Source organism: Aurantimonas sp. HBX-1, assembly GCF_021391535.1.
Taxonomy (GTDB): domain Bacteria; phylum Pseudomonadota; class Alphaproteobacteria; order Rhizobiales; family Rhizobiaceae; genus Aurantimonas.
Genome location: NZ_CP090066.1, coordinates 2,443,802 through 2,463,565, shown reverse-complemented (window position 1 = coordinate 2,463,565; position 19,764 = coordinate 2,443,802). Strand labels below are relative to the sequence as shown.

The 19,764-nt window shown below is 65.9% G+C and carries 18 protein-coding genes and 1 pseudogene; 13 read left to right on the top strand and 6 right to left on the bottom strand.

What is annotated here, in order from left to right; genetic code table 11:
* Positions 1 to 120 precede the first annotated feature (120 nt).
* The gene (locus tag LXB15_RS11665; protein ID WP_233948621.1) at positions 121 to 963 is read right to left on the bottom strand and encodes a class I SAM-dependent methyltransferase; all 843 of its coding nucleotides are present in this window, start codon (positions 961 to 963) and stop codon (positions 121 to 123) included.
* A 146-nt stretch (positions 964 to 1,109) separates the two neighbouring features.
* Between LXB15_RS11665 and LXB15_RS11660 the strand changes: the two genes are divergently transcribed.
* Both LXB15_RS11660 and LXB15_RS11655 read left to right on the top strand, forming a co-directional pair.
* Positions 1,110 to 2,531: a LuxR C-terminal-related transcriptional regulator gene (locus LXB15_RS11660; protein WP_233948620.1), complete on the top strand. Its 1,422-nt coding sequence runs from the start codon at positions 1,110 to 1,112 to the stop codon at positions 2,529 to 2,531.
* A gap of 132 nt (positions 2,532 to 2,663) precedes the next feature.
* Positions 2,664 to 3,295: pseudogene (locus LXB15_RS11655) on the top strand (tyrosine-type recombinase/integrase).
* 418 nt (positions 3,296 to 3,713) lie between these two features.
* Here LXB15_RS11655 and LXB15_RS11650 read toward each other — a convergent pair.
* The gene (locus LXB15_RS11650) at positions 3,714 to 3,974 is read right to left on the bottom strand and encodes a hypothetical protein (protein ID WP_233948619.1); all 261 of its coding nucleotides are present in this window, start codon (positions 3,972 to 3,974) and stop codon (positions 3,714 to 3,716) included.
* A 410-nt stretch (positions 3,975 to 4,384) separates the two neighbouring features.
* Between LXB15_RS11650 and LXB15_RS11645 the strand changes: the two genes are divergently transcribed.
* From LXB15_RS11645 to LXB15_RS11620, 6 genes are all read left to right on the top strand, one after another.
* Entirely contained in the window at positions 4,385 to 4,834 is a 450-nt protein-coding gene (locus LXB15_RS11645; protein ID WP_233948618.1) for an Rrf2 family transcriptional regulator, read from the top strand.
* A 171-nt stretch (positions 4,835 to 5,005) separates the two neighbouring features.
* On the top strand, positions 5,006 to 5,968 hold the full coding sequence (locus LXB15_RS11640; RefSeq protein WP_370640225.1) for a sulfate ABC transporter substrate-binding protein: 963 nt from the start codon (positions 5,006 to 5,008) through the stop codon (positions 5,966 to 5,968).
* An 8-nt stretch (positions 5,969 to 5,976) separates the two neighbouring features.
* Positions 5,977 to 6,837: a sulfate ABC transporter permease subunit CysT gene (gene cysT / locus LXB15_RS11635; RefSeq protein WP_233948616.1), complete on the top strand. Its 861-nt coding sequence runs from the start codon at positions 5,977 to 5,979 to the stop codon at positions 6,835 to 6,837.
* Complete coding sequence (gene cysW / locus LXB15_RS11630) at positions 6,821 to 7,738, top strand: sulfate ABC transporter permease subunit CysW (RefSeq protein ID WP_370640093.1); 918 nt, start codon at positions 6,821 to 6,823, stop codon at positions 7,736 to 7,738. Before cysT ends, cysW begins: the two co-directional genes overlap by 17 nt.
* Positions 7,739 to 7,747: 9 nt before the next feature.
* Positions 7,748 to 8,875 (top strand): sulfate/molybdate ABC transporter ATP-binding protein, encoded by a 1,128-nt coding sequence (locus LXB15_RS11625; protein ID WP_233948614.1) that lies wholly within the window; start codon positions 7,748 to 7,750, stop codon positions 8,873 to 8,875.
* A 143-nt stretch (positions 8,876 to 9,018) separates the two neighbouring features.
* A complete protein-coding gene (locus tag LXB15_RS11620; protein ID WP_233948613.1) occupies positions 9,019 to 10,752 on the top strand; it encodes an SLC13 family permease in 1,734 nt (577 codons plus the stop codon).
* A 34-nt stretch (positions 10,753 to 10,786) separates the two neighbouring features.
* Here the strand turns inward: LXB15_RS11620 and LXB15_RS11615 are convergent, their stop codons facing one another.
* The 3 genes from LXB15_RS11615 to LXB15_RS11605 are packed head-to-tail and all read right to left on the bottom strand — an operon-like array spanning position 10,787 to position 13,423.
* Positions 10,787 to 11,614 carry an ABC transporter permease gene (locus LXB15_RS11615; protein WP_233948612.1) on the bottom strand — a complete coding sequence of 276 codons (828 nt, stop codon included), beginning with the start codon at positions 11,612 to 11,614 and terminating at the stop codon, positions 10,787 to 10,789.
* Positions 11,607 to 12,419, bottom strand: a complete 813-nt coding sequence (locus LXB15_RS11610; protein WP_233948611.1) for an ABC transporter ATP-binding protein — start codon at positions 12,417 to 12,419, stop codon at positions 11,607 to 11,609. The genes LXB15_RS11615 and LXB15_RS11610 overlap by 8 nt, the downstream gene beginning before the upstream one ends.
* Complete coding sequence (locus tag LXB15_RS11605; RefSeq protein ID WP_233948610.1) at positions 12,419 to 13,423, bottom strand: ABC transporter substrate-binding protein; 1,005 nt, start codon at positions 13,421 to 13,423, stop codon at positions 12,419 to 12,421. Before LXB15_RS11605 ends, LXB15_RS11610 begins: the two co-directional genes overlap by 1 nt.
* Before the next feature lie 181 nt (positions 13,424 to 13,604).
* Between LXB15_RS11605 and ssuD the strand changes: the two genes are divergently transcribed.
* The 5 genes from ssuD (at position 13,605) to LXB15_RS11580 (ending at position 18,292) form a co-directional block, all read left to right on the top strand.
* Positions 13,605 to 14,786 carry an FMNH2-dependent alkanesulfonate monooxygenase gene (gene ssuD / locus LXB15_RS11600; RefSeq protein WP_233948609.1) on the top strand — a complete coding sequence of 394 codons (1,182 nt, stop codon included), beginning with the start codon at positions 13,605 to 13,607 and terminating at the stop codon, positions 14,784 to 14,786.
* Positions 14,787 to 15,121: 335 nt separating this feature from the next.
* Positions 15,122 to 15,580 (top strand): Rrf2 family transcriptional regulator, encoded by a 459-nt coding sequence (locus LXB15_RS11595; protein ID WP_183206635.1) that lies wholly within the window; start codon positions 15,122 to 15,124, stop codon positions 15,578 to 15,580.
* Positions 15,581 to 15,608: 28 nt separating this feature from the next.
* Positions 15,609 to 16,973, top strand: a complete 1,365-nt coding sequence (locus LXB15_RS11590) for an FAD/NAD(P)-binding protein (protein ID WP_233948608.1) — start codon at positions 15,609 to 15,611, stop codon at positions 16,971 to 16,973.
* 112 nt (positions 16,974 to 17,085) lie between these two features.
* Positions 17,086 to 17,721: an alpha/beta hydrolase gene (locus LXB15_RS11585; protein WP_233948607.1), complete on the top strand. Its 636-nt coding sequence runs from the start codon at positions 17,086 to 17,088 to the stop codon at positions 17,719 to 17,721.
* Positions 17,722 to 17,770: 49 nt separating this feature from the next.
* A complete protein-coding gene (locus tag LXB15_RS11580) occupies positions 17,771 to 18,292 on the top strand; it encodes a flavin reductase family protein (protein WP_370640092.1) in 522 nt (173 codons plus the stop codon).
* 61 nt (positions 18,293 to 18,353) lie between these two features.
* Here LXB15_RS11580 and chrA read toward each other — a convergent pair whose 3' ends face one another.
* Complete coding sequence (gene chrA / locus LXB15_RS11575; RefSeq protein WP_233948606.1) at positions 18,354 to 19,763, bottom strand: chromate efflux transporter; 1,410 nt, start codon at positions 19,761 to 19,763, stop codon at positions 18,354 to 18,356.
* Position 19,764: the final 1 nt, after the last annotated feature.

Sequence of the window (19,764 nt, the reverse complement as noted above, 5' to 3'; positions counted from 1 at the left end):
GCGCACGCCGCCGGTGGTGTTCGCCGGCCGCTGGTTCTTGCGTATATACCCTATAGGCAGAATGTCAGCTTACGGCCCATCGCTTCTGCCCCGATCGCGCGCGTCTTCGGCTGTTCGGGATCAGGCGCGCTGGATGACTATCTCAAGATACTCAGCCGGAACCACCACGGTCCCGTCCCCGGAAGTGTTGTAAGCGTCGATGAGGGCGAGGATGTCGCGTGACAGTGCTACCTTCCCCGCCTCATCCAGCGCCGCGAAGGCCTTGAGGAGAGGACCGTACCAAGTCCGGAAGACCTCGAGCCAGTGCTCGGGTGAGCGGTAGCGGAAGACAAAAGTCTGCCGCGTCACCGTGATCCTGAGGGCTCGCGTCGCAAATTCCTGGTCGATCCAGCCTTGCGTGCCCCAGACGGCTGGCGACTTCGCTCCTGGCGGCGGTGAGACGTGCTTGCCGATGGTGGCAAAGAGCCGGCCGATGAAGCCTTCGGGCGTCCAGTTCGCGAGCCCGACGCGCCCCCCCGGACGCACCACGCGCAGGAGTTCTCGCGCGGCAGCGTGATGATCGGCCGTGAACATGACGCCAAAGGTCGAGAGCACCACGTCGAACGCAGCGTCGGCGAAGGGTAGCTCCTCGGCGTCTGCCACCCGTAGGTCCAGCGCCAGCCCGTCCGCGGCAGCCCGCCGGCCGGCCGCGTCGAGCAGCGCTGCTACGTAGTCGGTAGAGGTCACGTCGGCGAAACGCCGGGCGGCCGCAAGCGACGCGTTGCCATTGCCGGCGGCGACGTCGAGGACGCGCTCGCCGGCACGCAGGTCGACCGCCTCGCAGAGGCGCTCGCCGACGATCTGGAGCGTGGTTCCTACCACAGTATAATCGCCCGCTGCCCACATCGCCTGCTGGCGCGCCTTGAGAGCTACAAGGTCGGGCGGGGACGTCGTTTCGGTCAAAACGGATTCGATGGAGGACATGATCTTCTCCTTCCCAAATGAGAAGGCCTGAAGATGCGCGCGGGAGGTCGCAACGGGTATCGGACGTCTGCCGTATTTCGCGTGATGCATATGCTGTATTTTGCTATTATCGACACTGCCCGTGCCGAGGGAGTGGCGGGCGTGCGATGCAGCCATCCGACGCAAAGGAGCTGACTCGCCGCGAGCGCGAGATCGCCGCCGCCTATGCGGGCGGCGCCAGCTACCGTGACATCGGCACGCGGCTCTTCATCGCACCAGCGACGGTGCGTACCCATATCGGTACGATCTACCGAAAGCTCGGGGTGTCCTCCAAGATCGCCCTCCTTCGAACGCTGGAGCATGCGGGCACTGCTGCTACTCTTGCGGTCGAAGAAGTGCGGGCCGTCCCCGGCCGGAGGGCGTCGATCGCCATCATGCCGTTCCAGGGCGCCTGTGCGCAGCGCGGCGCGCTGGCGCAGGGGCTAGTACAGGATATCATTGCCGGACTGGCGAAGCTGCGTGCGGTGCGCGTGACGGCGCGCGGCTCGGTCTTCACTCTGGCAGAACGCGGGATCGCCGACCACGAGGCGGGACGCCTGCTTGGTGTCGACTACCTGGCGACGGGCTCGGTCACGGGCACAAAGGACCGGGTCTCGATCGCAGTTCAGCTCGTCGAGACGCGCTCGGGAGATATCCTCTGGGCGGAGCGGTTCAACTTCGGCGGGCCCGAGCTCTTCGAGGCCTTGGACCAGATCGGGCTGAAGATCGTCGGAGCGCTGGCTAGCGAGATCGAGATTTCCGAGCGCAATCGGGCGCTCCTGAACCATCCGGAGTCGCTGGGTGCTTGGGCGAGCTTCCACCGTGGGCTCTGGCACATGTACCGCTTCACCCGAGAGGACAACGATCGCGCGCAGGCGCTGTTTCGCGAGGCTGCCGATATGGATCCGACCTATGCGCGTGCCCATGCCGGCCTTTCTTTCACGCATTTTCAGAATGCATTCCTGCTCCGACCTCAGGACCGGCAGCAGGAAGCGGAGCGCGCGCTCAAGACGGCCGGGCTCAGCCTTGCGGCGGACGAACGTGACCCTACGGCGCACTGGGCGATGGGCCGTGCGCTCTGGCTTGCCGGCAGTGACGGCGGAGCCGTTTCGGAGCTGCGGACCTCAGTGGACCTCAGCCCGAGCTTTTCCATGGGTCACTACGCGCTTGCCTTCGTCACCTGCCAGTCGGGTGACGCGGAGGCCGCGGTTACCGCCTCCGACCACGCACGAGAGCTGAGCCCGTTCGACCCGCTGCTCTTTGGCATGCTCGGAGCTCGCGCGATGGCGCTGTTCCGACTCGGCGCATTCGAAGGGGCAGCGGACGCCGCCGTCAGCGCCGCCTCGCGTCCAAACGCCCACGTCCATATCCAGGTTATCGCCGCCTTGTGCCTTGCCGCCGCCAATCGGCTCGAACTGGCGCGATCCTATGCTGCCATCGTCCACCGAAACGCTCCGGGTTACCGGATCGACGACTTCTTCACCGCCTTCCGCTTCCCGCTGGAAGTGATGACGCTTTATCGGAAGCAGGCAGACTTGATTGGCTTGTGAGTATCGGGACCAGAACGGCGGCTTTCTCAACGCCGTGCCCCGAAGCAGCCAGTCCGCTTTCGGCCCCAAGTTCTGTGGCGCTCGAACAGCAGCACACTCCCTATCGGCCATCCTGGCCGTAGGAGAACGACAATGGGACATTCGCCATTCGATCCGGTCGCCAGCGTGCGCAGGGCATGGAACGCCGGACGCACCGTTGGTGCCAAACGGGCACTGAAGCCGCAGCAGGTTCGGGCTATCCGCTTCTGGCTCGACCACGAGGGTAGGCTGCGGGACCGAGCCCTCTTTGATCTGGCGATCGACAGCAAGCTGCGCGGCTGCGACGTTTTGAAGGTCAAGATCGGCGACCTTGTCTCGGGCGGACGCATCCGGGCGCGGGCGATCGTCGTGCAGCGAAAGACGAAGCGGCCCGTGCAGTTCGAGCTTCTGGAGGCGGCACGGTCAAGCCTTCTGGCATGGCTGGAGCGACGTTGCGGAACCATTGACGACTATGCCTTCCCAAGCCGCATCGATCATACGACCCATCTGAGTACGCGGCAGTACGCCCGTCTGGTGGACGAGTGGGTGACAGCGATCGGCCTGCGGAAGGAAGACTACGGGACGCATTCGCTCAGACGGACGAAAGCGTCCATCATCTACAAGGCGACGGGCAACCTGCGGGCGGTTCAGATTTTGCTCGGCCACACGAAGATCGAGAGCACGGTGCGTTACTCGGGGTCGATGTCGAGGACGCACTGACGCTCGCTGAGGGCACCGAAGTGTAGCGCCGGCAGGCTCAGATACCCTCATTGGGAACGGCCGCTTCGAGGATCCTGTCGCAGCCGTTCCTATGGCTTGGCCGGGTGGTTTGCGGACGGTCCGCTTCGAAGCAGCGATTGTGAGAAACGACCGCCGGGCCGGACGCTCGCGGAGTAATCTCAGTGCGTCTACGAGAAGGCTGCGCAGACGCCCAGCGCAGTTCCTCGGACGCCGGATGTCGGCCGGAGACCGCGGGACGCGTTCCGGTGTCGTGTTCCCCGACGTGGTGTAGCCATGCTGTCGCGCCGCCGATCTCGTCAGGACTTTTCATCGGGATGGAGGACGCGTGGCGTGGTGGCAACCAGGGGTTTCCAGCAAGGCCCGGGTTTCGAGACCTGGCGGATCGGTCACATTGCGGCTGGGGCAGGGTGATGATTGCAGGTTTTACCTCATCATCCCCCCATGAGATTCCAGATAGGCTGACGCTTCCCCATGCAGCCGATGAGGATCCGCGACGGTGATCCAAAGATCGGATGCGATCGCGGCCATGATCGTCGCGAGAGCGTTCTTTCCGTCCGCGGACAATCCGCGTTGCGATCCGTTTGCCAGCCTTGCACGTGCGTCCGTCAGCGCGACGGCGAGGAAGACGTTGATCTGCAAGGCTGAAAGACGCCCGAAGGCCAGAGGCAGGACAAGCATAGGCACGCGTGCTTCCCGCATCGTACGGCCATTTCGCCAGAGCACGTAGTTCCGAGGCCATGCGCCGCGCAACATCCAGCCCTCGCGAACCATCGCTTGGGCAAACGTCGTGACGCTTGGACAGATGCAGGGGGGTGGGCGCCATCGGCCGGTTGTGAGATAAGCCAAGCACCGGATGCCGACCGGAACTGGCAGTTCCGGAAGCTCGATCGTCGATCCGCGCAAAGGCGCGGCTTTCAGGCTCGCATCTGACATTACACGACCTACCCAGTTGTGATAGTAGGGTAACGTGGCGGCATGAACAACGAGCTTCAGCGACAATGCGGCTGGGAAGTTGCCGGGGTTGGCAGCGCCACGGGCAAGCGCCGATGTCGAGCCGGATGCCGCTTTACCGACCGTAAGCAGACAGCGAGACGATGATTTCACAGAAGGCGAAATACGCACTCCGGGCGCTGATCGCCCTGGCCCAGTCGCATGGCAGCGACGAGACCCTCATGATCTCGCAAATTGCCGAACAGCAGCGGATCCCGAAGAAATTCCTGGAGCAGATCCTTCTCGATCTGAAGCACCATGGCATCGTCGTCAGCCGACGGGGCAAGGCGGGGGGCTACATGTTGCTCAAGAGCCCCGACACGATCACCTTCGGCGCTGTGCTGCGTATCGTCGACGGTCCGATCGCCCCGCTCCCCTGTCTCAGCCGCATGGCGTACCGCCGTTGCGAGGACTGCCGCGAGGAAAAGAGTTGCGAGGTGCGACGCGTCTTTGCCCGCGTGGCGGCGGCGACCCGCGACGTTCTCGACGGCACGACCATCGCGGACTGCATCGGCGGCGCCGCTGACAGCGAAGCACACGCACTGACGGCCTAGTAGAACGGCATTTCCCCTGCCGGCTTGAAATTGGAACGTCGCTGCATTCTAATACACGACTATGCCGATAGAGTTTGTCTCCCAACCCGGAGGTGACACATGCTGCTCAATCGACGATCCCTGCTTCTCGCGGCCGCTCTCGCGGCCTCCACCCCGTTCGGCTGGTCGCAGATGGCCTTCGCCGACACGCAGCTCCTCAACGTGTCGTACGATCCGACGCGAGAGCTCTACAAGGAATACAACGAAGCCTTCGCCGCCCACTGGAAGGAACAGACCGGCGAAACGGTCACCATCCAGCAGTCCCATGGCGGTTCCGGCAAGCAGGCGCGCGCGGTGATCGACGGACTGGAAGCCGATGTCGTGACGCTGGCGCTGGAAGCCGACATTGACGCGATCGCGGAAAAGACCGGCAAGATCCCGAAGGATTGGCGCGGCCGCCTCGAAAACAACAACGCGCCCTACACCTCGACCATCGTCTTCCTGGTCCGCAAGGGTAATCCCAAAGACATCAAGGACTGGGGCGATCTGGTGAAGGACAACGTGGAGGTCATCACGCCCAACCCGAAGACCTCCGGCGGCGCACGCTGGAACTACCTGGCGGCGTGGGCCTGGGCAAACGACGCGTTCGGCGGCGACGAGGAGAAGATCAAGGCCTACATCGCCGATCTCTACAAGCGCGTCCCGGTTCTCGACACCGGCGCACGCGGATCGCTGACGACCTTCGCGCAGCGCCAGATCGGCGACGTGCTGCTGGCGTGGGAGAACGAGGCCTATCTGGCGGGCGCCGAATTCGGCGACGACCAGTTCGACATCGTGGTGCCGCCTTCCTCGATCCTTGCCGAGCCTCCCGTGGCGCTGGTCGACGGCAATGTCGATGCCAAGGGAACGCGCGAGGTGGCGCAGGCCTATCTCGAATTTCTGTACTCGGAGGAAGGACAGCGGATCGCCGCCCGCCACTTCTACCGTCCGGCGAAACGCGACCTCGTACCGGCAGAGGAGTTGCAGGCCCTTCCGGACGTCGACCTGATCTCGATCGACGATCCGATCTTCGGCGGGTGGGTGAAGGCGCAGCCATACCATTTCGGTGATGGCGGCATCTTCGACCAGATCTATCGCCCCGGCACGACGAACTGAGCCCGAGCATGATCTCCGCCACTTCGGCGCAGGGGTGGCACTTCAGGCGGCCGAGCGTCATTCCCGGTTTCGGGCTGACGCTCGGCTTCACGATCGCCTATCTGACGCTGATCATCCTCATTCCGCTCTCGGGCGTCGCATGGCGCACGACGGAACTGGGCTGGACCGCGTTCTGGGCGATCGCGACCGACGAGCGCACGCTGGCAGCCCTGCAGATCTCGTTCGGAACCGCATTGGTCGCGGCAATCGTCAACGTGGTCTTCGGGACCATCGTTGCCTGGGTGCTGGTGCGTTACCGGTTCCCGGGACGGCGCATCGTCGATGCCGTCGTCGACCTGCCCTTCGCGCTCCCAACCGCCGTCGCGGGCATCTCGCTGGCCGCGATCTATGCACCGAACGGCTGGATCGGCCAGCTTCTCGCGCCGCTCGGCATCAAGGCGGCGTTCACGCCACTCGGCATCGTCATCGCCCTTGTCTTTATCGGGCTGCCCTTCGTGGTTCGCACGGTGCAGCCGGTGATGGAGGAGATTGACCGCGAAGTGGAGGAAGCCGCCGCGACGCTCGGTGCCAACCGGTTCCAGACGATCCGGGACGTCATCCTGCCGGGCCTGGCGCCCGCCCTGTTGACCGGCTTCGCGCTCGCCTTCGCTCGCGGCGTCGGCGAGTACGGTTCGGTGATCTTCATCGCCGGCAACATCCCGTACGTGTCGGAGATCGCGCCGCTGCTGATCGTGATCCGTCTCGAGGAGTTCAACTACGCGGGTGCCACGGCCATCGCCGCGATCATGCTGATCATCTCCTTCGCCATGCTGTTCGCGATCAATCTCATCCAGGCCTGGAGCCGAAGAAGATATGGCTATGGCAGTTGAACCGTTAACGGACCGATCCGGCACTGTCGCGTCCGCTCCGCCTCGCCCGAGGCAGCGCAGCTACCGCCGGGCGACGAGCGAAGCGCCGCTGGCGAAGGCGACGCTGATCTTCCTGGCCCTCGGCTTCCTTGCGCTGTTTCTCGTGCTGCCGCTGATCGCCGTGTTCATCGAGGCGTTCCGGCGCGGCGCGGGGGAGTTCCTGTCGGCGCTTAACGAACCCGACACGCTGGCCGCGATGCGGCTGACGCTGACGGTGGCGGCGATCGCGGTGCCGCTCAACCTCGTCTTCGGCGTCGCGGCGGCCTGGGCCATCGCCAAGTTCGAGTTCAAGGGCAAGACGTTCCTGACGACGCTAATCGACCTGCCGTTCTCGGTCTCGCCGGTGATCTCGGGCCTCGTCTATGTGCTGCTCTTCGGCGCGGGGTCGGTTCTCGGCCCGTGGCTCAAATCCTACGGCATCGAGATCCTGTTCGCGGTCCCGGGCATCGTGCTGGCGACGATCTTCGTGACGTTCCCGTTCGTTGCCCGCGAGCTGATCCCGCTGATGCAGGAACAGGGCACCGGCGACGAGGAGGCGGCGCTGTCGCTGGGTGCTTCCGGCTGGCAGACCTTCCGGTTCGTGACCCTGCCCAACATCAAGTGGGGCCTGCTCTACGGCGTGCTCCTCTGCAATGCCCGGGCGATGGGCGAATTCGGCGCGGTGTCGGTCGTGTCGGGACACATCAGGGGCCTGACCAACACCATGCCGCTGCATGTCGAGATCCTCTACAACGAGTACAATTTCGTCGCCGCCTTCGCCGTCTCCACGCTTCTGGCGGGTCTGGCGCTGGTGACGCTCGTCCTCAAATCAATCCTCGAATACCGGTACGGCGACGAGATCGCCGCCGCGGCGAAGCACTAGGAGCGTAGGATGGACGTCTCGATCAGGTCCGTGCGCAAGGAGTTCGACGGGTATCCCGCGCTTCACGACGTGTCGCTCGACATCCGTTCGGGGGAGCTGATCGCGCTGCTCGGCCCCTCCGGATCCGGGAAGACGACACTGCTGCGGCTGATTGCCGGGCTGGAGCGCCCGACGGGTGGCGCGATCTTCTTCGGCGATCAGGACGCCTCGCACCGCTCCGTGCAGGAGCGCAATGTCGGCTTCGTCTTCCAGCATTACGCGCTGTTCCGGCACATGAGCGTCGCCGACAATATCGGCTTCGGCCTCAAGGTCCGCCCCGCCGCCACGCGACCGACGAAGCAGGAGATCCGCCGCCAAGCGAGCGAGCTTCTGGATTTCGTCCAGCTCTCGGGTCTGGAGAACCGCTACCCGAGCCAGCTCTCCGGCGGCCAGCGTCAGCGCGTCGCCCTGGCGCGCGCGCTCGCCATCGAGCCGCGCGTCCTGCTGCTCGACGAGCCGTTCGGCGCCCTGGACGCCCAGGTTCGCCGGGAGCTGCGACGGTGGCTGCGCGAGGTTCACGACCGGACCGGCCATACCACCGTCTTCGTGACGCACGACCAGGAAGAGGCGCTCGAACTCGCCGACCGGGTCGTGGTGATGAGCCAGGGGCGCATCGAACAGATCGGCTCGGCCGACGACGTCTATGACAGCCCGAACTCCCCGTTCGTCTACGGCTTCATCGGCGACTCCAGCGCCTTGCCGGTCCGCGTCGAGAACGGCGAGCTGTGGCTTCAGGACCGCTCGATCGGGATCGAGGCCAAGGGCCTGCCGGAGGGGCGGGCGACACTGTATTTCAGGCCGCACGACATCGAGCTGGTGGACGGCTGCGGCGGCTGCATCGCCGGGACCGTGGCGGCGAGCCGGCGGGTCGCCGGCACGCGCAGGGTGGAACTCGCGGTCGGCGGGGCGCGCGAGCGAGTCGAGATCGAACTGCCGGTGGCGCACCCGGCGGGCGCGAACGGCCGGATCGCTTTCCGGCCGAAGAAATGGAAGGTGTTTACGGACACCAGAGCGCCGGTCCCCGAACCCGCACCGTTCGAGGACACGAGCGACGCCAAGCACCAGGAAATCGAACGGATGCTGGCGACCACCTTCTGAGAGTCTCAAGCCCTTCGTACCTTCGGATCTCGTCGCATCGCTGAGGCGTGACCCTACGATCGCGATCGCAGCCGTGTTAGGTCTCGACCTCGCGTCGGCCTCCCTCGGCGCGTTGTCTGGTGTGACCGGAAACGGCAGGGACGATGAATTTCGAGCAGGCCGCGATCCTCATCCTGCTCGTTTCGATGCTCGTCGTCTTCGCCCTCGATCGCATCCGCATGGAGGTCGTCGCGCTGGGCGGCCTCGGCTTCGGGCTGGCGCTCGGGCTGGTCACGCCGACGCAGGCTTTCTCCGGATTTTCCAACGCCGCCTTCATCACCGTCGTGGAGATCCTGCTGATCGTCCACGTCCTTGGACGTTCGGGGGTTCTCGATTCCCTGTCCCGGCGCATTCCGGAGATCGCCCGAACCCAGAGACGGGTTCTCGCCGTCCTCTGCCTGCTGACGGCCACGCTGTCGGTGTTCATGAACAATATCGGCGCCCTGGCGCTGATGCTGCCGGTCGTGACGAGTGTCTGCCGGGTCACCGCGCTGGACAGCCGGCGCATCCTGATGCCGGTCAGCTTTGCCGCGCTGCTGGGCGGGCTGTGCTCGGTCATCGGCACGCCGGCGAACCTGATCGTCAGCAACCAGCTCGCCGCAGCGACGGGAACGGGCTTTGCGTTCTTCGACTTCGCCTGGGTAGGCGTTCCCGCGGCGCTCGCGGGTCTTCTGGTCCTCGTCGTCTGGCCTCGCCGCGTCCTGGGCAACGGGTCGTCGGCGGAGACTGGACGTCCGCCACCGCACTCGTTCCGGACTGTCGTCACCGAGGTGGAGATCGGCGCACTCTCGCCCCTGAACGGAAAACCGGTTTCGGAAGCGGGAGCCACCATTCACTCGATGCGCCGCGGCGGGGCGAATGTCATGTTCCAGCGCCCCGGGACGATCGCGGAAGCCGGCGATGTGTTGCTGATCGAGATCGGGCTCCCGGAACTGGAAGCGGGCCTCGCCTCCGGCTCCCTGGCGCTGCCGGGGACGGGGCAAAATGCCTCCGCGCAGCGCGTCGAGGCCGTGATCATGCCGGAAAGCATGCTCGTCGGGTCGCGGATCGGCGCGCTGGAAGGGCTGACGTCGCGCGGCATTGCCATCGTCGCGGTTGCGACGCACACGCCGCGCATCGAAGGCTCGCTGGCCGATGTCCAACTCTCGATCGGCGACGTCCTCTATCTGTCCGGCGACCAGGACGCCATCGCAGAGGCTGTCGAGGAGGCCGACATCCTGCCGCTGTGGCCGACGCCGCAGCCGGAGGCCGGGGACAGCCAATGGGCGCCGGTTCTCGCCTTCGCCGGCGGCGTGGTTCTCGCGGCCTTCGGCTTCGCGCCGCCCGAACTGGCCTTCGGGCTCGTCGTGCTCGTCCTGGCCGCGACGGGCAGTCTCGACCTGCGCAGGGGCCTCGCAGCGCTCGACTGGCCGATCCTCATCATGCTGGCGGCGATGCTCCCGCTGGGGCTGGCGGTGGAGACCACCGGCGCCGCCTCGGTCCTTGCGGGCGGACTGATGACGCTGTTGCCAGAGCATGACGCGCTCGTCCTCTCGTCGGCCCTCCTGGTGATTGCGGTCGCCATCACGCCCTTCGTCAACAACGCGTCGACGGCGGTGATCCTCGGGCCGATCGCCCTCGGCGTCGCCGCGGCGGCCGGCATTCCGCCCGAACCGTTGCTGATCGCGGTGGCGCTGGGGGCCTCCATCGACTTCCTCACCCCGATCGGTCACCACAACAACACCATCGTCATGGGCCTGGCGGGCTACCGCTTCGTCGACTTCATCAAGGTCGGATGGCCCGTGACGATCGCTGTCACGGGCGCCGCCACGCTAGCGCTGCGGGTATGGTGGGCATGAAGTGTCAAGGTGGTGGCAGGGCACGCTGGCGGACCTAGCGCTGCATGCCCCATTTGCGGACGGTCATGGCCTCCAGTGCGCGGAACACGACGCCTTCGACGAGGAGGCCGATGATGATGACCAGCGCGAGCCCGGCGAACACCTTGTCGGTGAAGAGCTCGTTTCGGTTGCGGAAAATGTACCAGCCAAGTCCGCCCTGGCCGGACGAGACCCCGAAGACGAGTTCGGCCGCGATGAGCGTACGCCAAGCGAAGGCCCAGCCGATCTTGAGCCCATAGATGATCGAGGGGAGCGCTGCCGGAATGAGGATGCGGAAGACATAGGCCGTGCCCCTCAGGCCGTAGTTGCGCCCGACGAGTCGCTGTGTTTCCGGAACCGCATCGAAGCCGCCGAGCGTTGCCAGCGCGAACGGCCACAGGACCGCATGGACGAGGACGAAGAGAAGGCTTTTCTCGCCGAGCCCGAACCAGAGCATCGCCAGGGGCAGGATCGCTATGGCGGGAAGCGGGTTGAACATCGAGATCAGGGTGCGCAGCGTCTCGCGCGCGAATCCATTCGCCACCGCCAGCGAAACGAGTAGGAGCGCGATTGCGACCGCCAGCACGTAGCCCTTCAAAAGCACCGACAGGGAGGTCCATGACGAAGACATGAGGCCCTCGTTCAGGAGTCCCTCGGCGAGCGCGGCCATCGTCTGAGTGAAGCTTGGAAGCAGGATGGGCTTTGCCGTCCAGACGGCTGCCGCCTGCCAGGCCAGAGCAAGGAATGCGAGGATGGCGAGCTTTCGAAGCAAGGCGACGCCCCATTCGGGCAGCGCGGTCGGCGCGGCGAGTGGCCCGGGACGATCTCCGGTGATCTCAGACATGGGCGAGTTCCTCGTCGTCATGTTCCTCGAACAGAAGGCCGTTCACCTCCTTCACCACCCGGTCGAACCTGGCGCCGCCGCTGTTGCCGAGATCGAATTCGGCCGTGTCGAAGGTGGCGATCGTCCGCCCGGGATGCGCCGACAGGAGATGCAGGCGAGTGCCGATCAGGATCGCTTCCTCGATCGAGTGCGTGACGAAGAGGAGCGTGAAGCCTTCGTCCTCGGCGAGCTTCAGCAGATCTGCCTGAAGGCGCCGGCGGGTCAACGCATCGAGCGCCGCGAACGGCTCGTCCATCAGGAGAACGTCGGCGTCCGTGACCAACGCCCGGGCGATGGCGGCGCGTTGCTTCATGCCGCCCGAGAGCGTGTGCGGATAGACGTCGATCGCTCGTTCCAGTCCGACCTTGCGAAGGGCTTCTTCGGCCCGTTCCCGAGCCTCGGCACGCGGCACGTCGGCGGCCACACGAAGCGGGAAGGCGACGTTCTCTCGGACCGTCTTCCAGGGCAGCAACTGGTCGAACTCCTGGAACACGACGATGCGGTCGGGTCCGGCACCGGTGACGCGGCGGCCCTTTACGTTGATCTCACCCGACGTCGGGGTGATAAACCCCGCCGCCGCCTTGAGGATCGAGGACTTGCCGCAACCGGAGCGTCCCAGGAGCACCAGCCGCTCGCCCTCACGGGCAGAGAAGCTGACGTCGTCGACGGCGCGCAGCGGGCCCTTGGCCGTGGTGTAATCGAGCGTCAGGCCACGCGCCTCAAATGCCGGAGCCGTTGCCGGGAAAGCCTCGGCGCGGGCAAGCATCAGCTTCCCTCCTCGCCGTGGAGTTCCTCGAACGTGTAGTCCTTCCAGCTCGTCGCCTGATTCTTGATGGCGCCGGTCCTGTACAGGAAGTCGGCGAAGTCGAAGGAGCGCGCCGGCACCAGCGTGTAGAGGGAGTCGGGCGACTCCAGCAGGGATTGGACGAAGACAGGGTCGAGGCTCGAGTTCTCGACGCGGACATAGGTCTCGGCCGCCTCGGCCTTGTTCGCCTCGACCCAGGCGGAGGCTTCCCGGAAAGCCAAAAGGAAGGCTTCGAACAGCTCCGGATGCTGTTCCCGGAAATCGACGGTGGCGTAGACGTAGGTGGGCGTCACGGGGCCGCCGAGGATGTCGTACGAGGAGAAGATCCGATGGATGCTCGGATCCTCCAGCGCACGCTCCTGGAACGGCGAGTTCGAAAGGTGCGCCGCTATTTCGGTCGAGCCCGAAAGCAGAGCCGCCGTCGCGTCCGGATGCGGCAGGGAGACGGTGTTTTTGTCGAGCCGGGCATGCTGGCCTTCGCCAAAGGTCTTTTCGGCGGCCATCTGAAGGATGCGGGACTGCACCGAGACGCCGACCGCGGGGAGGGCGATCTTGTCCTCCGGCTTGAAGTCCTCGAGGCTCCGGATATCCGGACGCGACGTGATCAGGTAGTTCGGCTGGTGGGCCAGCCCGCCGATGATCTTCACGGCGCCCTCGGTCCGGTCCCAGAGGGTCAGGAACGGGCCGATGCCCGCCGCGGCGACATCGACGTTGCCGGACAGGAGGGCGTCGTTGATCGCCGCTCCCCCCGACAGTTTCGCCCACTCGACCTCGACATCCTCCAGGCCAAGCGCCGCGGCATGCTTCTCGAGAAGCTTCTGGTCGCGGATGACGTGAAGCGGCAGGTAGATTGTCCCGAACTGCTCGACGATGCGGATCGTTTCCGCCGCCCAGGCACGGTCCATCGACACCGGGGCCGTCAGAAGTGCAGCGGATGCGACGAGGCTGCGTAGGAAAGGTTTCAAGGCGGTTCTCATTGCCAGTGCCCCGATCCATCGGTGGCGATGAGGAGAAGCCTATGCCAGCGCCAATCAGCACGACGAGCAATAATCTACTCAATCTATCGTATAAATAGACTGATTGTTCCTGTTCGGTGACCGGCAGCGCGGATACGTTTGTCATGCCCATTCGCCAGCGAGGACGACGATGACCGGTTCCGACGCAATCCCCGAGAAGATCAAGGTGCTCTGGTTCCTGCCAACCCATGGCGACGGACGCTATCTCGGCGCGGCCGAAGGTGGCCGCGTGGTCGACATCGGCTACCTCAAGCAAGTGGCGCAGGCGGCCGACCAACTCGGCTACTATGGCGTTCTCCTGCCGACAGGCCGCTCCTGCGAGGATTCCTGGGTGGTGGCATCGGCACTCGCGCCGCAGACGCAGCGGCTGCGCTTCTTGGTCGCCGTGCGCCCGGGGCTGCTTTCTCCCACACTCGCGGCCCGCATGACCGCGACGCTGGACCGGATCTCGAGCGGACGCCTGCTCATCAACGTGGTGACGGGCGGCGACCCGGTGGAAAACGCCGGCGACGGGATCTTCCTTGCTCATGACGAGCGCTACGAGGTGACGCGCGAGTTCCTCGACATCTACAAGGCGGAGCTCGCGGGAGAGACGGTCAACTACGCGGGCAAGCACCTCAAGATCGAGGATGGGCAACTCCTCTTCCGCTCGCATCAGCGCCCCTATCCACCACTCTATTTCGGTGGCTCGTCCGACGCCGGGATCGAGGTAGCGGCTGGCACCATCGACAAGTACCTGACTTGGGGCGAGCCGCCCCAGGCGGTTGCCGAGAAGGTCGCGAGGGTGCGCGAGGCGGCCGGAAGAGCCGGTCGGGACATGTCCTTCGGGATCCGCCTCCATGTCATCGTACGCGAGACGAACGCGGAAGCCTGGAAGGCAGCCGAGAACCTCATCTCCAAGCTCGACGACGAAACGATCGCGCGGGCGCAGAGGCAACTGGCCCGCCAGGATTCGGTGGGGCAGAGCCGCATGCGGGCCTTGCACGGCGGTGACCGCACCAAGCTGGAGATCAGCCCCAATCTCTGGGCCGGGGTCGGGCTGGTGCGCGGCGGCGCCGGCACCGCGCTGGTCGGCGATGCCGAGACGGTAGCCGAACGGACCGACGAGTACCGCCGCGTCGGCATCGACACGTTCATCCTCTCCGGTTACCCGCATCTGGAAGAGGCCTACGCATTCGGCGAGCGGGTGCTGCCGCGGCTCGCGCTGGACCATGACGATCCTCATGGGAGCGCGCCGGACGACCTCAACGCGGTCGGCGAGGTCATCGCCAACACCGCCATTCCGGAGCGCCGCGTGGCGAGCGCGTCGTGAGACGGCACGGTGGAAAGCACCTCGATCGCATGAAGAGGGCTCGCGATACCATCCTGATTGTCGCTAGCGTCTCCCTGGTGGTCGCTGCCGTCATGGGTATCGGCCCGTTCGATCCTGCGCCGACGTCTCTTGACAAGGTTCGGGATGGCGGCCCGTTGATCATGGCGCAACGCACCGCGGCGGAACACCCGCGTTGACGGGGCTGCGGCGGAGCACCGGACGATCTGCCGAGACCGGCCCTCCGGTCGGGGCTGGCGTCGGGGATCGTGGCGGCCTAATTGGGTTCGGGATCGTTCGATCCGATATGCCTTCCCGAGTGATGAGTGCTCCCCGCGATGCTTACGATGAAGGGCAAGTACGGCCTCAAGGCCATGCTACATCTGGCGGAACTGCCCGAGGGCCAACGCGCGCTGTCGGAAGAGATCGCATCGGCCCACAACATCTCCAAGAAGTTCCTAGACGCCATCCTGGGCGAACTGCGCACCGCAGGGATGGTGCATGCTCGGAAGGGGCGCGGGGGCGGGTACGCATTGTCGCGGCCCGCGGACGAGATCCGGGTCGGTCATGTCCTGCGCGTGTTGGAAGGGCCCTTGGCGCCGATCCCCTGCGCCAGCCGGACAGCGTATCGGCGCTGCGAGGATTGCGTGAACGAGCGTGTCTGCTCGGTGCGCCGCATCATGCTGGAGGTCCGGAATGCGATCTCGGCCGTGCTCGACGAACGGACCCTTGCCGATGTCGCCAATGCAAGCGGTTCCATCGAGGTGGAATTCCGGGAACTGACAGCCAACCTTTAAGGCAAGATCCGGCCTCTCGGGTGGGACGATGACCCCTGAACGGATCCTCATCGTCGGTGGCGGCGCGAGCGGCGTGATCCTCGCGGCGCATCTGTTGCGGGACGGTGACGCTCGTCTGGAAGTCAGCATTGTCGAGAGACGTCCGACGATCGGGGCAGGTGTCGCCTATGGCACTGAGGAGCGGGACCACCTCCTCAACACCCGTGCCGGTGGGATGAGCGCCTTTCCGGACGATCCCGATCATTTCTGGCGGTGGCTGAGGGAGAGCGGCCATGCCGCCCGACTGGGCTGCGCCGATCGCTTCTGCTTCGTTCCCCGCCCGGTCTACCGGGATTATTTGACGAGCCTTGTCGCGCCGTGGATGGACGACGGGCGCCTGCGCGTCATTCAGGGAGAATGCGTCGACCTCGTCGCCTTCAGGGGCGGAGTCTCGGCGACGCTCGCCGACGGGCGAACCGAGATCGCAGGCATTGTCGTGCTGGCGACCGGCCATGCCGTTCCGGAGTACGATGACACCACACCCTATTCCGGCCCATGGTGTAGCCGGGAGGAACTGGGCATCGGCCGGGACGACGCAGTGGTCATTATCGGGACCGGCCTCTCGATGGTCGACAATGTCGCGCTTCTCCGGGCAGGAGGGCACCGCGGTCGGATCGTCGCCGTGTCGCGCCGCGGGCTCTTGCCGCAGGTCCACGCACCCTCCGAACCGCTAAAGCTCGACCCGGCCGACATCCCCTTCGGCACGAGCGTAACGTACCTTCTGCGGTGGCTCCGCCGCACCGTGCGATGGGCCGAGGCGGAGGGCAGCGACTGGCGCGACGTCATCGACGCGCTTCGCCCGCACACGCAGGCGCTCTGGCAATCGCTGTCCGCGGATTCGAAGCGCCGCTTCTTGCGTCATGCCCGGACCTTCTGGGAGGTGCACCGCCATCGCCTGGCCCCGCAGGCCGCAGCCTCTTTGCAAGTCGCACTTTCGGAAGACCATTTGCAGATCCTCGCGGGGCGCCTCGAAGAAGCTCGCCGTGACGCGGGTCGCATAGTGATCAGGATCCGGCGCCGGGGCGGCGATCCGGTGGCACTTGTTGCAGACCGGTTGATCGACTGCACCGGGATCCTTCGCGATCCGACCGATGGCAGTGGACGACTGGTAGGGCGATTGATCGACCGTGGCGCGGCACGCCTGGATCCGCTCCTGGTCGGGATCGATGTCGACAAGCATTGTGCGATCGTCGGAGCCGACGGAATTTCCTCGCAGCGGCTCTATGCCGTCGGTCCCGTCACCCGGGCCCGGTTCTGGGAGATAACCGCGATACCGGACATCCGCGCGCAGTGTGCCGCGTTGGCGCGGACGCTACGCGACCGCCGGGAGACACTTGCCCCCACATCGGGCTGAGGACCGCGGTCCATCATTCCTCATTAGTCTACCGAATTAGTATATAATGTTTTCCCGCCCCCCAGCCCGGGCGGTAATGTTTGCCATCGCAACGAGAGGAAGCGGTGCTCACATGATCGAGACCCTGATTGTTCCCGGGCTGAACGGTTCACCTCCCGGTCACTGGCAATTCCATTGGGCTGAAGGCGATGAGCGGGCGGAGATGATCGAGCAGGAGAACTGGTCGAAGCCGCTGTTCACGGACTGGCTTCATGCGCTCGAGGCGCGGATTGTGGGATCGGCGCCCGGGGTCATCCTGGTTGCCCACAGCCTAGGATGCTCGCTCGTCGCCGCCCTGGCGAGCCGACCGGCCGCGTCGCATGTCGGCGGCGCTCTGCTTGTGGCACCGGCCGACGCTCGGGCCCTTTCCGAACGGTATCCCACGGTCGGGGCATTCGCGGCCGCGGCGGATGGCGCACTGCCCTTCACCTCACTCCTGGTGGCCAGCCGCAATGATCCCTTCATGAGCTTCGAGCAGGCGGAGAGGCAGGCCGCTAACTGGGGCTCGACACTCTACGATCTTGGCGAGGCAGGCCACATCAACATTGCCAGTGGCTTCGGCCCTTGGCCCGACGCCATGACGCTCGCCGACGGGCTGCGGGGGCGCGCGACGCAATCCTCGACCGCGAACGCCCGACCGCGAAGCTGGTGGGGCGAGGTCCGACCGCATCTGACCGGCGGTCACGACAACGGGACCGGCGTCCGTTGAGCCGGCGTGAAAGGGCGATCCGGTGTCTCCTCTTCCCCGGTCTCCATTGATGCTCGTCGCTAATTCCCGGGCGGACGCGGTCGTGACACGTCACGGCCTGCGGCGCGCGATGCGAGGGCTTGCCGGTGGCGTCAGTGTCGTCACGGCGGGTCCCCAGGGTGACCGAACGGGAGCGACGGTGACGTCGGCCCATTCGCTGTCGATGGAGCCCGAGACCATGGTGGTCAGCATCAATCTCGGCTCTTCGACATCGGAGACCATTCGTCGGTACGGGCACTTCTGCGTCAATATCCTCAGCGTTGACCAGCGCGAGGTGGCCGAACGTTTCGCGGGGTTCGGCGGACTGAAGGGTGAGAGTCGCTACGAGGGCGCGAACTGGTACCAGCTCGCAACGGGCGCCGCGGCGCTCGATGGCGCGCTCGCCTCGATCGACTGCGAAGTAGAGGAGATCATCGCGCGGCACAGCCACGCGATAATCCTCGGCGCGGTGCGGGCCGTCGCGGCAACCGGAGGGACTGGCCTCATCTATGCAGACGGTCGCTACGGTTCGTTCTCGGATCGTTCGGTCTGAACGGCTGGATGCCAGGTGAGCCAAAAGCGCCGATCTTTGCCTTCGGTGAGCCTCAATCCTCTCACAGGATGCCTTGCAGGTACTGCCAGGCCGCGCCTGCGACGGCTGCGCCCAGAAGGACCGGCACCGCCCCGAGGCGAAACCGGAACAGGGCGACGGCAGCGCCGCAGAAGAGAAGAAGCGCGGCGGGGTCGATGCTCGCCAGTCTCGGGATGTCGAGCGTGAGCGGTCCGACACCGACCGCGTCGACCCGCCGGAACAGGACGTGCAGTCCGAACCAGACGGCAAGGTTCAGGATCACCCCGACCACCGCCGCCGTGATCGCGGCGAGGGCGCCGGAGAGCGCGCGGTTGCCGCGCAGGCGCTCGATGTAGGGGGCGCCGAGGAAGATCCACAGGAAGCAGGGCGTGAACGTCACCCAGGTGGTGAGAAGTCCGCCGAGGGTTCCGGCGACGTATGCGTTCATGCTTCCCGGATCGCGGAAAGCGGCAAGGAACCCGACGAACTGGGTGACCATGATCAGCGGCCCCGGCGTCGTTTCGGCTAGGCCCAGCCCGTCCAGCATCTCGCCGGGGCCGAGCCAGCCATAATGCTCGACGGCCTGCTGCGCGACATAGGCGAGGACGGCGTAGGCACCGCCGAAGGTGACCACGGCCATCTGGCTGAAGAACACCGCGATGTCGGTGAAGACGTTGCCGGTCCCGAAGACCAGCACCAGCAGCGCGACGGGCACCAGCCAGAGCGCCAGGAACACCGCCGAGATCCGCAATGCCCAGGCGACGTTCGGGCGGGCATGATCCGGCACCGCCTCGCCCAGGGCCGAGGCGGCATCGGGCAGTGCCGGTCCCTTCGATGGTCCGTGTCCGCCGACGCCCGAGAAGGCCGCAAGCCCCGCGCGCGCGCCCAGATAGCCGATAAGCCCCGCGGCGAGGATGATCGCCGGGAACGGCACGTCGAAGAGGAAGATCGCGGCGAAGGCCGCCGCGGCGATGGCGAGCATCGTGCGGTTGCGCAGCGCCCGCCGGCCGATCCGGTTGACCGCCTCCAGCACGATCGCGAGGACCGCTGCCTTCAGTCCGAAGAACAGGCCGGCGACGATGCCGACATTGCCGAAGGCGACGTAGACCCACGACAGCGCCATGATGGCGATGAGACCTGGCAGGACGAACAGCGCGCCAGCGACGAGGCCGCCTTTGGTACGATGCAGGAGCCAACCGAGATAGGTGGCGAGCTGCTGGGCCTCGGGGCCGGGCAGGAGCATGCAGTAGTTCAGGGCATGCAGGAACCGCTCCTCGCCGACCCATCGCTTCTCGTCGACGAGGATGCGGTGCATCAGCGCGATCTGCCCGGCCGGCCCACCGAAGGACAGGCAGGCGATCTTCGCCCAGACGCGCACCGCCTCGCCGAAGGCGATGCCATGATCGCGGGCGGGTCCGGCCGCGTCGTGGCGGGATGCCGGCAGGTCGGTCATC